The following is a 14,312-nucleotide window of genomic DNA, read 5'->3' on the forward strand; positions in this document are numbered from 1 at the left end:
CCTCCGGGTCGCTCCCGCTGACCAACGCCCACACCATCCCTGCCTGAACAAACACGGTACCGGCGAACACCACCACGAGGACGGCGCGCAGCGCCCACACTGTCAGCTTTCCCATGACCCATCCTTACATCGAGTTACGATGGAAATCTATCGAATTTCGATAGATGGGGCAAGGGCTGAGAGGAGGGTGGGCGGCGGTTTCGCACCGTGGCGGGACGCCGCCGCCCTCTCCCATGGCATGGCGTTCCCGCGAACCGTCTTGATCCTGTCGAAGTCGGCCTCGCTTGAGCGCAAATCGGACGCCACCCGACTACGCCGAAGCCCTGGGTGAACGGGGTGTTCGTCCCGTATCCGACGGCCAGGTCCGCCGTGCTGTCCTCGGTGAAGTCGCCGCCGGCGAGGATGGGGGCGCGGCCGCCCATCGGGGCAGTGAGGACGGTGGTGCAGCTGACCTCGGCGGTGCGCAGGACGACCTTGCCCTTGCCACCGACCACGATGTCCCTGCTGCCGTCGCCGGTCAGGTAGGCCGAGGCGACCGCCAGGCCGAAGGCCGCCGACGCCGACGGGCCGTTGAGGACCACGGAGTCCGGGCCCGGACCGCCCTTGGCGCCGCCCACCGCGGTGACCGAGCCCGCTTCCGTGCCGCGGTCGGTGACGTACTCGCCGGAAGCGCCGACGAGGAGTTCTGCGACGCCGTCGCCGCTGGTGTCCACCAGTGCCACGGCGGCGCCGAAGCGGTCGCGTAGGTGCGGAAGTTGGGCGGCACAGCCCCGGCACACGCGGAGGAGCACAAGGGCGCGTTGAAGGTCTTCGTGGAGAGCCGCGCTCCCCTTCTCAGCCCGGACAACTCACCGGTGGGACAGGGATTTTGGCGCTGCGCACCGCCCCGCAGGGTACGAGAGCGGAGTGCTGCCGCGTTCCGGCACTTCCGGATGATGCGGCCACTCACCGCTCATGAAGCGTTCCGGCTCCTGCCCGGCGAGCTCTGACGGCGGGCCAGGGGCGACAGGACCTGCCCAGAGAGCCCCGGCACGCGGAGCCCGCCACCCTTACGTGGCGCTCCGCTCGCTCGCCTCGCGCAGATCGCGCTCCACGGCCCGGTGGTACGCCGAGTCCAGCTCCCCCGCCCCGCTACCGGACCTCCCCACCCGCAGCAGCTCACGCCACCGTTCCTGGCTCCAGTCGGCCGGGGCCGTGGTGCGCACGAAGTCCTCGACGAGGGCGCGGAAGCGTGCGGGGTCGCTGTGGAAGGGGAAGTGGCCCGCACCCTTGAAGATCTCCAGGCGGCTGCCGGGCATCGCCGCGTGCGCGCCGTAGGCGTGCCGGACCGGCACCACGCTGTCGCGCGATCCCCACAGCAGCAGCGTGGGCATGCCCTCCGCCAGATAGCAGCGGTCGAGCATGGTCACCACCTGGCCCCGCCAGTCGACCACCGACCGCAGAGTGCTGATGAACGCGCTGCGCGACGTGGAGTCGGGGAGGGCGTCCACCACGTTGAGCAGTTCTGCGGCGTCCTGGCCCAGGTCCGTGTCGAGCCGTTTGATCAGCCGGCTGAAGAGGCCGACCTGGCTGCGCATGCCGGGCAGTCGCAGCGTGGACAGCATCAGTTCGGCGCCCGGCAGTGACACCGCTCTCAGCACAGGGTTGACCTCGCGCCCCACGCCGCCCGTGCTTACCAGGATCAGGCGGTCGGTGCGCTCGGGGAACTGGTACGCGAACTGCATGGCCACACCGCCGCCAAGCGAGTGACCGACCAGGGTGGCACGCTCGATGTCCAGCACCCCGAGCAGGTCGCGCATGCCGTTCGCGTAGGCCGCAACCGAATAGTCGGCCCGCGGCTTGTCGGAGGCCCCGTGGCCCAGGAGGTCGGGGGCGATGACCGTATGGTTGCGAGCCAGGTCGGGGATCAGATCCGCCCAGGTCGCGGAGGAGTCGCCGATGCCGTGGATGAGCAGGATCGCCGGACCGTCTCCGGCGATCCGGTACGCGCGGCGGTAGCCGTGCACCACGTGGTGGCGCAACGGCACGTCCTGCCCGGACACCGAGCGCAGGCGGCCCGCTCGGGGCGGGCGTGGTTCAGGTTCTGGGGCGCCGACCACAGGCTCGTCTCCCGTCTGCTACCCCCGTTTCCTCGCTTCCTCCTCGAGCGTAGAACCTTCGGCGCACAGGGGATTTCCGGGATGTTTCAGGCAGTGCGCCGCTGCTCGGCGAATCCGACCGGGAAGAAAGCGCATGGACTCCCGTCGAATCGGCCTGCAACCACGTGCCCGCGCATTCCGTGACACGGACGTAGCAGTCGGGTGAGTCTGCGCAAAGCCACGTGCGTTGACACGCCCCTCGCGCGATGTACGCCTGAGCTGAAGCAGCGGCCGCCACTGTGTCGCTCCGACGCCCCGTGCGGCGTCTCGGCGGGGATACCGCAGGGGTTTCCCCCCAGGGGCCCTTGGGGGGAAACCCCCAATGAAGTCGGGGATCAACCCAGTCGCTCGGACGACGTCCGGTCCGTAGGTTCTGGGGTGGAATCGAAACACCGTTCCACTCAGCCTACGGAGGCCCTTCGTGACCGCCCCTTCGCGCCCGCAGACGCGCACGCTTCATCCGCTCGTCGCGGCCTTCGTGCGGTTCGTCGTGTGTGGTGGCGGTGTCGGGCTGGCGTCCAGCGGGGTACTCGTACTGCTCAGCAACCGGATACCGATGGCCGTTGCCAACGCGCTGGTCACCGTCGTCTCCACGGTCGTCGCCACCGAATTGCACGGGCGGGTCTCCTTCCGGAGCGGGCGGAAGGGGTGGGGAGTTCATCTTCAGTCCGGGGTGACCGTCGCCGTGAGCTATGCGTTCACGACAGGGGCGCTGCTCTGCCTGTACTCCGTCCGGTCCGAGCCCTCGGCCCTGGTCGAGCAGACGGTCTATCTGTCAGCGTCGGCTCTGGCGGGGATCGGACGGTTCATGGTGCTGCGGATCGTGGTCTTCGCCGAGCGAACGACGGCCGGCGAGACCGCGCGCGGCAGGACGTCGATGGCGATGGCGGCGTGACGCCGGGCCCCAAGAGGGGAGTTGCGGCACTACGCAGCTACGCTCGCACCACCCTGCTCGGCACGGCAGACCCGTGGCGTACTGAGCCGGATCACCGAGGGCTGGGCTCCGCACCAAGTGGAGCCCGATCCGCAGACGTGGCTCACCCTGGTCCCGTTGCCTCGCCTCCCTGCCTGAGCCCCATGTTCTTGTGATCACGGAGACACTGTCAGGCCGCTGCCTGTACATGTGTGCCGAAGCCTTTGACGGTGCGGGAGCGGGCCGACGGTCTCGGCCCGCTCCCGGGAGGTCAGTCGCCGACCGGAGTGCCCGTCACCTTCAGGTGACGGACGCGGCCCACGTTGTCGAAGGATCCGAAGCCCACCCGGCCCGAGGCGAAGGCCGGGTCGGTGGCCGTGATCAGCGGGTTGCTGCTGCCGTCCAGGTAGACGGCGGTCTCACCGGTGTCGGCGCAGTGGGTGAGGCGCACCTTGTGCCATCCCTCGTCCTTGATCGCCGGAGGTGCGCCGAAGCTTCCGTTCCACTGGTCGTCGATCCGCAGCCGGTCGGCGTCGTTGACCGTGAACATGCCGTTGTGCGGGTAGATGGAATTGTCGCTCGACAGGTGCGCGTACTGGTATCGGGTGTCCGACTGATAGTCCCAGATGAGAATGACGTCACGGTTGGTGATCTCGACGGGGGTGTCGATCCGTACCTCCGCCTCGACGGTGACGGAGGAGTAGCGCGGGCCCGCGGTCAGGACGGCGTACTCGAAGGGGCGCCGCGGTCCCGGGTGGGCGACGCCCGGCTCGGTCATAATCGTCTCGCGTTCGGTGTACGTCCACTTGGCCGGGGTGAACGGCGCCCAGTTGTCGGGCCCGGTGGTGTGGGTGGTGGGGGTGTTGCCGACCTCGCAGTCGGCGAAGGTGCGGGTCCCGGTCACCTTCCAGACCTTGCCGTTGGCCTTCGCGACGATGTACAGGCCGCCACGACGGTCGGAGCCGAAGCGCAGGTCGACACGTTGGTCTCCGGCGAGGTCGCGCATGGTGACCGTCTTCCCGGTGGACTTGTCGAAGAGCATCAGCTGCTCGAGCGGCGCGAGGCCGGCGCCGCGGCGCATGTCGCGGGTGTCCGCGGCCAGGATCCGGCCGTCCACGAGGTCGCCGAAGATGTACTTCCCGAACAGCGCCGGCGCGTCCTTGCCGCGGTAGACGGAGCCTCCGGCGATGGCGCGGCCCACGTCGGACCGGCAGTTCCAGTCGGGTCCCGGGTCGTGGTCGTAGGCGGCGACCGGGTAGGTGTAGCCGTACTGGGCGTCATCGGCGGGAAGGGGGAGGATGCGGGCACACGGGTCGGTGGTCTTCTTGTCGAAGGCGAAGGGGCCCTCGCGCTCGCTCCAGCCGAAGTTGTCACCGGCCTTGACCTCGTACACCGACTCGATGGCGTGCTCGCCTATGTGACCGAGGTACATACGGTGGCTGCCGCCCGCGTCCCAGCTGAAGCGGTGCGGGTCCCGCATACCTACGGCGTAGATCTCCCCGAGGGCACCGGACTCACCGACGAACGGGTTGGACGCGGGGATGCCGTACCGGCCGTTGGCGCTGTCACGGCCCGCGGGGTCGATCCGCAGAAGCTTGCCGTGCGGGAGCGCCAGGTTCTGCGGCTCGCTGTTGCCGACGCCCTGCCCTCCGTCGCCCACCGCGAGGTAGAGCAGGCCGTAGTCCTCGTCGTGGGGCTTGGCCGTCGGGTTGAAGTCGATCTGCTGAATGCCGTGGACCTGGCCGCTGAAAGCGATACGCAGCACCTCGCGATGGGTGCCGTGGAAAACGTCCGCGGAGGGGTCGTCGGCGGTCCACTCAGTGATGACGCCGTGATAGCTGAGCGTGCCGGCCTGCCGGTAATCGGGGGTCTCGGTGGCCTGCGAGGCGAGCTCGGTGTGGATGGTGTAGAAGCGCCCGTTCGTGCCGAACTCCGGGTGGAACGCGGCGTACCCGAAGCCCTGACCGAGACCGCGGCCCGAGAAGAAGTGCGGGAATGCCGCCTTGACGTCAAGGTACGGGTGCGGGGTGCCCCCGGAGGTGCGCGCCGCGGCGCCGGGGTTGGTGAGGTACAAGGTTCCGTTGAGGTCGGGCGTCGCCATCCGGCCGGAACCGTCGGGGAGTTCATTGATGGTGTTGATCCGTGCGTGGCGCATCAGGCGCGGATCCGTCGGCGCCGGGACGGGCTCCGACTTGGGGAACTGTGCGAACTCCTCCAGGACAAGACCCGTCCTGGACTGAACGGGCTTCTGCGGAATCGGGTCGGTCAGGGCGGCTGTCGTGGCCGCGGCGGGCTCATCGGCGTGGGAAGGCGCTACGAGGCCGCCCAGGGCGAGGGCTGCGCCGACGGCCACGGCCGCCCAGTTCCTTCGATATGTACGTCGTGACGCCATGCGGGTCCCTTCGGGCTGGCGCGACAAGTAGGAAATAGCGATCCAGGTAAGCGAACGGTCAGCGGTCCTGCGTCATGCGCTGGTACTCCGCAGCCACCGCTCCGGCCGGAACCGGGCGGTCCAGGAAAAGGAGGTCGTCCATGCGGCAGTCGCAGGCGTTGTTCTCCCGAGTGTTCTGGGGGAAGCTGCCGCCGATCTTGATGCCGCGGGGATCGGTGGGCGAGGCGCGGTGGGGCGCCGGCGTGGTGGCGAGTTCCCAGGGGTCGCCCGGCGTGACGTAGAAGCCGTCCAGAGGCTTGCCGTCGCGGTAGAGGGCGAGGGTGCCGTCGCGGAAGTCGAACGTCGCGGCCAGGTGCACCCATTCGCCGCGGGGCAGCAGTTCTTGCCAGGGAACGTCGGCGGCGAAGGTCTGGGAGGCGCCGCTGTCCAGGCGTCTACCCAGTGCGACCAGCTTCAACTCGCCGTTGACCTGGATGAGTTCGAGCAGCGCACGCACCGCGTGGCCGTCGGAGGTTCCGGACAGTACGCCGGCCAGCCCGATCGCGTTGTAGCGGTCGCTCGGGTTGGCCGTGTTGGAGTTGAGGGCGGGATTGTCGCCCGTCATCTTGAACCACCCCATGACGGTGGCACCCCGGGCACTGCGGAAGGCCCCGAGGGACGACATGCCCTCGGCGTCCCAGGCCCCGGCCTTCCAGTCGTCGTTGCCCGCGGTGGCCGGATTCTGCTGGCGCACCTGCAGGGCGGGCGAAGCGCCCGGGTACGCCTCGTCGTCCACGCGCATCGCGGAACCGCCGTTGATCAGGCTGAGTGTGGTTCCGGAGCGGCCGATGTCCTGCTCGCGACCGGGGTCGGCAGGGTCGGGGTGCCCGAAGTCGTACGCCGCCACGGCCTGGGCGCGCAGCGGAGTGGGGGTGGTTGAAGGGTGGGCCGCCTGGGCCGGAAACGTGGCGGCGGCAAGCGATGCGGTCGCTGCGAGCGCGGCGACGGCGAGTGAGTAGCGTCTGGTGCGGGGCGGTGTCATACGGCCTCCCAGCGGGGGCGAAGGGTCAGTCGACCGGGGTCTCGTGACGGATAGAAAGCGCTTTCGTCCGCGGTGCAGGGACCATGTAACCCTTTCGCCGCCACCCTGACAATGGGCGTGTACTCGCCAATTTTTGAGCGCCCTTCAGCGGCGGCGCGGACCTCCCCGCGGACGCCATCCGGTCCGAGCCCTCGGCCGCGGTAGGGCAGGCGGTCCATCTGTCGGCGTTCGCTCCGACGGGGATCGGCCGGCTCGCGCTCCTGCGGGTTGTCGTCGTCGATCGGATCCCTGCGCGCGACCCCTCGCTCACAAGCGACCGACTGTCATGTCCGGTCCCGCGGGCGGCCGGTGTGGAGTACGGGCGGTTGCGGACAGGGCTTGGCATTGCATCTCCCCGGCCCGAAGACCGGGCTTCCCTGTGAGGAGAGGGACGGAGTCACACCAGGACCCTGGCAGTGACCACGAACATTCGCCGGGTCCGGTGACACGCCGGTCGATGTTCGTGGGGGCTGAATCCCGAGCTCAGCGCTTGAGGCTTGACATCACATCACTCATGTCGCTGATCATGGCCGACTGATACGCGGACAGGTCGGGGATGTCCGGCCCGTCATCGATCACCTCGTCGTCGTCGGCGGCGCCCTGGTAATGCGTGAAGACGGAAAGGCTCAGCGAGAGGACCGCCCCGCCCTCCAGTACCCGCAACTCCGAATTGCCGTCGTCCTGGGCCAGCAGATACGCCTTGTCGCCAAGGTCCGGAACCATCTCCACCTTCGCTTCAGGAACGACGCCGAAGTCAGTCACCCGTCGCCGCGCCTCGAATTCGACGCCGGGGTCGGTCTTCTTGTGCAGTGCCACCGTGATTCCGACGCTGTAGTCGATGGACCAGCCGTGCCCGGGCTGCTCCGCCCTGGCCCGAGACCGAAGAGGAATGAAGCACTGGACCTGGTCGAGAGCGTCATGCTTCAACAGTTTTGCGTCGACCTTGGTGGTGGGCTCTCTCGGCGCGATCGCCGCGCCGATCGACTTCAGCTGGATGGATGGGCAAGGGTCGTGGTCCAGCTGGTATCCGCGGATGTCCGGCTTCCGATCGCCGAGTCCATACAGGAACAGCGCCGCCGCCCAGAGGGCCGACGCCATGACCACCCCTCCCAGCGCCCAGAGCCACGGCCTTCGCGGCCGACGTTCCCCGACAAGCTCCCGGTCGAAGCCGCCCATCACCTCGCGAGTTTCCACCGCACCGAACTCGCCCGCCATCTCCGGCTCGGAAATCATCCTGCTCCCCCTCGGCCTCGCCCTCCACCGCCGTCATGATGATCGCAGCACTGACCCCACCCCCGTAGAGCCGGGCAGACGGAACCCGGACACGGTGCTCCGGTGTGCTCACCGCACGAGACACCGTTGATCCGGGGATCCCGGGCTGCGCACTGCGATGACGCCCCCGCCTCAGGGCTTGAGGAGTTTCCGAAGCTCCTGAGCGAGCAACGGTTCACGGTCCCGGGCGAGCGGGCGACCGGGGCCATGAGCGCACACGGTTCTCAGCGGCCGAGCACCGTCAGGTGCACGTGATCGGTCGGTGAGGAAGTTGCAGTCCATGCGGCTCAGCGCCGATGGCCGCCATTCGAACTCCTCTACGATCGTCCGGGTGTGCGCAAACGTCATCGTCGCCGAAGACGACGAGAAACAGGCCGAACTCGTACGCCGCTACCTCGAACGCGAGGGCCACGCGGTCACCGTCGTCGGGGACGGTCTCACCGCGCTCGACGAGGTGCGGCGCGGGAAGCCCGACCTGCTCGTACTCGATGTGATGATGCCGCGGGCGGACGGGCTCGACGTGGTGCGGGTCCTGCGCGCCGAGCACCGGGAGCTGGCGGTGCTGATGCTGACGGCCCGGGCCACCGAGGACGATCTGCTGCTGGGTCTCGACCTGGGCGCGGACGACTACATGACCAAGCCGTACAGCCCGCGCGAACTGATGGCCCGGGTCCGTACGCTCCTTCGCCGCACGAATCGGCCAGGACAGGTGAACCCCACCACGGACGCCGTGGATCAGGTGCTCTCCGTGGGCGCACTCAGAGTTGACCCCGCCCGGCACGAGATTTCGGTCGACGGTACGTCGGTGGAATGCACGCCGGGTGAGTTCCGCATCCTCGCCGCGATGGCCGCCGAGCCCGACCGGGTCTTCAGCAGACAGCGACTCCTGGAGGAACTGCACGGCTTCGACCGGTACATCAGCGACCGCACGGTCGACGTGCACATCATGAACCTGCGCAAGAAGATCGAGCCCGCGCCGCGGAAGCCGGCCCGGCTACTCACCGTCTTCGGAGTCGGGTACAAACTGACCGACCCCGCAAGGAACGCGTCGCGTGCGTAGCCGTGGGCGGGTCGACCGCCGGCGGCTGCCGCTCCGCAAGAGTCTGCTCGGGCGGCTGCTGGGCGTATCGGCCCTGGTGGCGGCCTGTTCGGTAGCGGCCACCGCCTGGCTCGCCGTACAGACCACCTCCGGTGCCATCAAGCAGGAGCAGGGACAGAACCTCACCGCGGATGCCCGGATCTACACCAAGCTGCTCGGCTACGCGGCGGGTCATTCCCGGTGGGACGGTGTCGACAAGACGGTGCGCGATCTGGCGACGCAGTCGGGCCGCCGGATCGCCCTGACCACCCAGGGCCGGGAGATCATCGCCGACTCGGCGACCGGGACGTCCCCTCCCGCGCTTCCCACACAGGCGTCGGCCATAGTCGACCCGCTCTCCGTGGACACAGCGCTGGCGGCACAATCCTCCGGGACGACCGGCACCGCGGCCGACCGCGTCGACCCGCGGGCCGTGGGACCGTTCCGACTGCCTCCGGCCGAACGTACGCAGTTGCGTCGCACCGCCGACCGGGGCGTGGCGTGCCTGAACGACGCCGGGATCGCCTCGGACGTCGTCGAGGAACCGAGCGGGCGCCCCCACATCCAGATCGTCGGCAACGACCCCGACCGGATCCTTGGCACCAGATGCTCGACCGACGCGCTGGACAGGCCCACCGAAACCGAGAAGAAGGCACTCGACGCGCTCAACAAGCTGGCCGACGCCTGCCTGGACCGCCAGGGCCGTGCAGGCGTACACCTGCGCCTGGACCTCTCCTGGGGCCCGGACCTCGGGCCGGAACCGAGCGCGGGCCCGGCCCGTCGGCCTTCCACCGCTGTCCCCGTCCCGGTGCCGGCCGTCCAGAGCAGTGACAACGACCGGGCGATCGCGTCGTGCGTCGGCACCGCCCGCCGCGAGCAGCTCAGTTCGTACGTCGCCTCGCCCGCGCTGCTGTTCATCGGGGACGCGGGCGGCGCCACCGTCCCCGGTTTCGATCTCTCACCGGCGAACACCGCCCGTATCGCAGGTGTCGCGGCCCTGGTCCTCGCCCTCACCGTCGGCGCCTCGGTACTGGCTGGAGCCCGGCTCGTACGCCCGTTGCAGGCACTCACCGGTGCCGCCCAGCGGATGCGGGACGGCGAGGAGTCGGCGCCCGTACCGGTCACCGCGGACAACGAGATCGGGCGACTGGCCGCCACGTTCAACGACATGACGGCGCATCGTGCGCGCCTTGAGGAGCAGCGGAAAGTGATGGTCAGCGACGTCGCCCACGAGTTGCGCACCCCACTGAGCAATATCCGCGGCTGGCTGGAGGCAGCGCAGGACGGGGTGGCGGACCTCGACCCGGCTTTCGTCTCCTCGCTCCTGGAGGAGGCCGTTCAGCTGCAGCACATCGTCGACGACCTTCAGGACCTGGCCGCGGCCGACGCGGGCGCCCTGCGTCTGCACCCGGCGCCGGTACGGATCGACGACCTTCTCGGCCAGGTCGCCGCGGCGCACCAGGCCCGCGCCGAGACGGCCGGAGTGACGCTGACGGTACGCACGGCGGACCTCGGGCCACCGCCTCTCCCCCTGACCGCCGACCCGGTTCGGCTGCGGCAGGCCCTCGGCAACCTGGTGTCCAACGCGGTACGCCACACGCCTCCGGACGGGCACGTGACCCTGCGCGCGTACGGCTCCGATTCGGGTGACGAGGTGGTCGTGGACGTCGAGGACACCGGCATCGGCATCTCGCCCGAGGACCTCCCGTACGTCTTCGACCGTTTCTGGCGCGCGGAGAAGTCGCGGAGCCGCCGCACCGGCGGCAGCGGACTCGGCCTGGCCATCGTCCGCAAACTCGCGGAGGCCCATGGTGGCGCAGTGAGCGCCGCGAGTACGGAGGGAAGGGGCTCGGTCTTCACGTTGCGCCTGCCGACGGGTCCGCATCGCACACCGGCGGGCCGGCCACCGGCGCCGTCGGACCGTTCGGACGAGGCCGCCCCGGACCGTCAGGGCTGATGCGATGACCACAGGGACCTGACAGCTCCTTCATAAGTTCACGCGAGGCTGACGGCATGCCCGGCGCCTGGTGCGAATCGGCATCCAGGCACCACCAAGGCCGGGCTGGAACTGGAGCCACGTATGTCCCACCGTCCCCGTCCGATCCTGCGCGCCGCCGTCCTCACCGCCGTCGCGGCGGGCGCAGTACTCCTCCCTTCCGCCACGGCCCTCGCATCGGTCCCTTCCGACGCAACGCCCAGCCCTTCGGTGACGTCCACCGAGCGGACCCCGGCGCCCGCTCCGGAAGGCGGGTCGAGCAGGCCCGCACCTGGCGAGGCACCGTCGGTGGCGCCCCGAGGCGGCGTGGCCGCGGGCGACAGGCCCAGCCCGGTCCCGGCCGCTCCCTCGAAGCGTGGTTCCGCCGAGCCGCGTGGCGGCGTGGCCGCGGGTGAGCGCCCGATCGGCACGACGAGCAACACCACCACCGCCGTCGCGGGTTCGGTCGCCGCCGTGGCCCTGCTCGGGGGCGCGGGCACTCTGGTGCTGCGCCGCCGCACGGCCGCGCACCGCAACGGCTGACCCCTGAGTGGCGCCGCCCCTCATGGGCGGCGCCACCGTCCGTCTCCGCTCCTCCTGTCCCCTGCTCCGGAGCCCGCAATGTCCCCCACGCACCACAGTCCCCGGCGATCCGCCGCACCGACGGCTCTCGCCTGCCTCACGCTCGCCCTCCTCACCGGCTGCACATCCCACGCCGCGGAGCCGGCACTCCCTGTCCGCGCCCCCACGCACTCCCCCAATTCCTCCGCCTCCCCCGCCTCTCCCGCCTCTCCGGGGGCGGAACAGCCCGCGGCTCCCGCCCAGGTGGCGATCCCCTCGATCGGAGTGACCAGTTCCCTGCTGCCACTCGGCCTCAACGCGGACGGCACCGTCGAGGTCCCACCGGCGGACAAGGGCATGACAGCGGGCTGGTACACCGGAGGTGCGATTCCCGGCGAACGCGGAGCAGCCGTCCTCATCGGGCACAACGACACCCGGTTCGGCAGGGCGGTCTTCCACGACCTGAAGAAGATCGGCAAGGGCGCGGACATCGTCGTGCGCGACGAGCAAGGTCAGGCGACCCACTTCACCGTCACCGGCACGGAGTCCGTGAGCAAGAAGGCGTTCCCCACGAAGAAGGTGTACGGCAGGACCGACGACCGCGCCCTCCGTCTCATCACCTGCGACGGCGCATTCGATGCCCAGGGCCACCCGGTGGACAACCTCATCGTCTACGCGACCGCCCGCTGACGGCACGCCCGCTGAGGCCTCCCCCACCATTGGTACGCGATGGAGGGTCTCCCGACACCCGACGTCTACCCATGAGTAACTCACGCTGATTGGATGTGTGTTGCCTGATCCACCCCCCATCAGCAGATGCAGGAGACCCCGTGTCGCTCACCGCCCTCCGCCGCGCCTCCGGCGTGACTTGCTCCGCCGCGCTCGCCGCCGTCACGCTGGTCACCAACGCCCCTCAGGCATCGGCGGCCGACGTCCCGTCCCTGCGCGTGCTCACGTACAACACGTTCCTGATGAGCAAGAACCTCTACCCGAACTAGGGACAGGACCACCGAGCCGCGGAGATACCGAAGGCTTCCTTCTTCCAGGGCAATGACGTGGTCGTCCTCCAGGAGGCGTTCGACAACTCCGCCTCCGACGCGCTGGCACGGAACGCGTCCGCTCAATACCGTTCCTAGCCAGTGTGCATGAGTGAGTCCGGGACCCACTGTTGCGTACTGGGCGCATCCCGAACGGTGTTGGATGCGCTGGGTTCCCGCTTTCGCGTCCCGTTCGGTGACGGCTCTCCGGGGGGCCGGTCCGTTGCGGGTGGGCGGGTTCCCTCACGCCCCCGGGTGCCTGGTCCGGCCTGGGCGGTCCGATGCCCCGCACGATCGCTCCGGTCGTGCGGGGGCGGTGCCGTCCTTCCCCAAGCTCTCAACTCCGTTCGAGCAGGGGATACCCCATCCCGGACCGGGTGCCCGAGGGCGCGTCGTCCGATCGCGATGCCGGCGGCATCGTGACGGGACATGGTGCGGTGGGGGGTGGCCAGTGGTTTCTGCCAGTGCTGGGCACCCCATTGGGAGGTGTAGGCGGGGTCGACCGCGACGATCGCAAGGCCGTGTTCGGCGGCCATGGAGACGAGCCGGGCCTTGAGCCTGCCGGTCGGGATGCCGGAGATGAGTTGCCGGAACCGTTTCCTGCGGCCGTGTTTCTCGCGGGTCTTCTCGGTGGTGAAGTCGAGGTCTTCGATGCCGATCGCGGCGACCCCGACCTGCCTGGCCCAGTGGATCAGGCGGGTCAGCGCGTGGCGGAGCTGCGCGTCGCGGTGACCGGCGGTTCCGGACAGGTCGAAGCCGAAGCGGTGCGGGTCACCGACTGGGTTGCCGTGCGAGTCAAGGTGGTAGGCGGCGAAGTGGTCGGCGTTGGTGTCGACGCCGATCATGCCCCGGGCGCGGGCGGCGGACAGCGTCATGGTCGGGATGGCGGGGCGTTGCCAGGACGCGGTGAGGTACCAACGGCCGCGCTCCACGTTCAGGTGGATGTGGTAGGCGACGGCCCGGTTGGCGGTGATGCGGTCGGCCCACTCCGCACCCCGGTGCGCGAAGCCGATCCGGGGGGTGAGGACGTACCGGCCGTGCCCGGCGTTGGCCAGGTGCGCGAGCGGAGCAGGAAGCCTGATGGACACTTCGCCGTCCGGGGTGACGCGGATCGTCTCGTTCCCGAACCGCTTCCCCGACTCACCATCCGCCGCGATGAACCAGCGCTCCGCCTCCCACCGTTGCCGCCACTGACCTTCGGTGAGCCCGGCCTGGGCGAGGTGGTGGCGAGTGTTGAGCATACGTCTGCCACCCCGCACCACCCGCACCCGCACCCGCCCGGCCTGCCACTCGGCAACAACGGCCGCATGCCGATCTTCCAGCATCGCGAGACGGCGGGACTTACGGAACCACTCGCTCTTCGACCGGTAGCCACCCGCCGCCCGCTTGGTGCCCTTCTCCCCGATCGGGAGTGACAGGCGGTGCCGCAGCGTCTTGATCCCGGCTGCCAGATTCTGGATGTGCGCCGCCTGGCAACGGCGCGCGAGCGCCCACTGATCGTGGGTGGCCTTGGTGATCGCACCCGCGATCCGCGACGACGACTCCTTCGTCAGCTCCCGCTTACGCGCCGCCCACGTCCGAGCGCTGTGCTCCAGACCGTCCGCACAGCGCGCCTTGAGATCACGCGAAGCCAGACGGCCCTGATGCTCACCGACCGCACGCAGGACTTCCTCGTCCCGGGGAGTGAGGTGCCCCAGCCGGTCCCGGACCGCCACCCCGCAAGGCCCGGGCACCACGAAGGGCACGGCCAACTTCCTCACACAACCCACCGCGTCACCCCCTCCCACCAGGCCGGGCACCTGCCATCCATCCCAACGAGCAGCAGCCGCCAAAGGTCACCCATTCGGCCCCAGAACCTCCGTTCCCACCCGCGCGAACCCGCCGAC

Annotated in this window: 11 protein-coding genes and 2 pseudogenes; 6 read left to right on the forward strand and 7 right to left on the reverse strand. The window is 69.7% G+C overall.

Annotated features, from left to right (window positions below; genetic code table 11):
* From ACFU6I_RS33420 to ACFU6I_RS33430, 3 genes and pseudogenes are all read right to left on the reverse strand, one after another.
* Positions 1 to 115, reverse strand: a pseudogene (locus ACFU6I_RS33420) (DUF2975 domain-containing protein); the annotation flags it as partial.
* 19 nt (positions 116 to 134) lie between these two features.
* On the reverse strand, positions 135 to 722 hold the full coding sequence (locus ACFU6I_RS33425) for a hypothetical protein (protein WP_384373464.1): 588 nt from the start codon (positions 720 to 722) through the stop codon (positions 135 to 137).
* Between the two features lie 327 nt (positions 723 to 1,049).
* Entirely contained in the window at positions 1,050 to 2,042 is a 993-nt protein-coding gene (locus ACFU6I_RS33430) for an alpha/beta fold hydrolase (protein WP_384373467.1), read from the reverse strand.
* Between the two features lie 517 nt (positions 2,043 to 2,559).
* On the opposite strand from ACFU6I_RS33430, the gene ACFU6I_RS33435 reads away from it, so the two are divergent.
* Positions 2,560 to 3,033 (forward strand): hypothetical protein, encoded by a 474-nt coding sequence (locus ACFU6I_RS33435; RefSeq protein ID WP_384373470.1) that lies wholly within the window; start codon positions 2,560 to 2,562, stop codon positions 3,031 to 3,033.
* A gap of 289 nt (positions 3,034 to 3,322) precedes the next feature.
* Here ACFU6I_RS33435 and ACFU6I_RS33440 read toward each other — a convergent pair whose 3' ends face one another.
* The 3 genes from ACFU6I_RS33440 to ACFU6I_RS33450 form a co-directional block, all read right to left on the reverse strand.
* Positions 3,323 to 5,404 (reverse strand): PQQ-dependent sugar dehydrogenase, encoded by a 2,082-nt coding sequence (locus ACFU6I_RS33440; protein ID WP_384373473.1) that lies wholly within the window; start codon positions 5,402 to 5,404, stop codon positions 3,323 to 3,325.
* A 97-nt stretch (positions 5,405 to 5,501) separates the two neighbouring features.
* On the reverse strand, positions 5,502 to 6,464 hold the full coding sequence (locus tag ACFU6I_RS33445) for a hypothetical protein (RefSeq protein WP_384373476.1): 963 nt from the start codon (positions 6,462 to 6,464) through the stop codon (positions 5,502 to 5,504).
* A 522-nt stretch (positions 6,465 to 6,986) separates the two neighbouring features.
* Positions 6,987 to 7,736, reverse strand: a complete 750-nt coding sequence (locus tag ACFU6I_RS33450) for a hypothetical protein (RefSeq protein ID WP_384373479.1) — start codon at positions 7,734 to 7,736, stop codon at positions 6,987 to 6,989.
* A gap of 370 nt (positions 7,737 to 8,106) precedes the next feature.
* Here ACFU6I_RS33450 and ACFU6I_RS33455 point away from each other — a divergent pair, with 370 nt between their 5' ends.
* The 5 genes and pseudogenes from ACFU6I_RS33455 to ACFU6I_RS33475 all read left to right on the forward strand — a co-directional run.
* Positions 8,107 to 8,835 (forward strand): response regulator transcription factor, encoded by a 729-nt coding sequence (locus tag ACFU6I_RS33455; protein ID WP_384373483.1) that lies wholly within the window; start codon positions 8,107 to 8,109, stop codon positions 8,833 to 8,835.
* Entirely contained in the window at positions 8,828 to 10,810 is a 1,983-nt protein-coding gene (locus ACFU6I_RS33460; RefSeq protein ID WP_384373486.1) for a sensor histidine kinase, read from the forward strand. The genes ACFU6I_RS33455 and ACFU6I_RS33460 overlap by 8 nt, the downstream gene beginning before the upstream one ends.
* Before the next feature lie 123 nt (positions 10,811 to 10,933).
* Positions 10,934 to 11,371 carry a hypothetical protein gene (locus ACFU6I_RS33465; RefSeq protein WP_384373489.1) on the forward strand — a complete coding sequence of 146 codons (438 nt, stop codon included), beginning with the start codon at positions 10,934 to 10,936 and terminating at the stop codon, positions 11,369 to 11,371.
* 78 nt (positions 11,372 to 11,449) lie between these two features.
* Complete coding sequence (locus ACFU6I_RS33470) at positions 11,450 to 12,079, forward strand: class F sortase (RefSeq protein WP_384373492.1); 630 nt, start codon at positions 11,450 to 11,452, stop codon at positions 12,077 to 12,079.
* 140 nt (positions 12,080 to 12,219) lie between these two features.
* Positions 12,220 to 12,516, forward strand: a pseudogene (locus ACFU6I_RS33475) (sphingomyelin phosphodiesterase); the annotation flags it as partial.
* A gap of 5 nt (positions 12,517 to 12,521) precedes the next feature.
* Here ACFU6I_RS33475 and ACFU6I_RS33480 read toward each other — a convergent pair.
* Entirely contained in the window at positions 12,522 to 14,195 is a 1,674-nt protein-coding gene (locus ACFU6I_RS33480; protein ID WP_384373495.1) for an IS200/IS605 family accessory protein TnpB-related protein, read from the reverse strand.
* Positions 14,196 to 14,312: the final 117 nt, after the last annotated feature.

Origin of the sequence: Streptomyces sp. NPDC057486 (assembly GCF_042802415.1) — a bacterium.
GTDB classification, from domain to species: Bacteria; Actinomycetota; Actinomycetes; order Streptomycetales; family Streptomycetaceae; genus Streptomyces; species Streptomyces yanii.

Coding starts and splice junctions, on each gene's coding strand:
- ACFU6I_RS33445 (WP_384373476.1), bottom strand. CDS start 6,464: ATGACACCGCCCCGCACCAGACGCTACTCACTCGCCGTCGCCGCGCTC.
- ACFU6I_RS33450 (WP_384373479.1), bottom strand. CDS start 7,736: ATGATTTCCGAGCCGGAGATGGCGGGCGAGTTCGGTGCGGTGGAAACT.
- ACFU6I_RS33470 (WP_384373492.1), top strand. CDS start 11,450: ATGTCCCCCACGCACCACAGTCCCCGGCGATCCGCCGCACCGACGGCT.
- ACFU6I_RS33465 (WP_384373489.1), top strand. CDS start 10,934: ATGTCCCACCGTCCCCGTCCGATCCTGCGCGCCGCCGTCCTCACCGCC.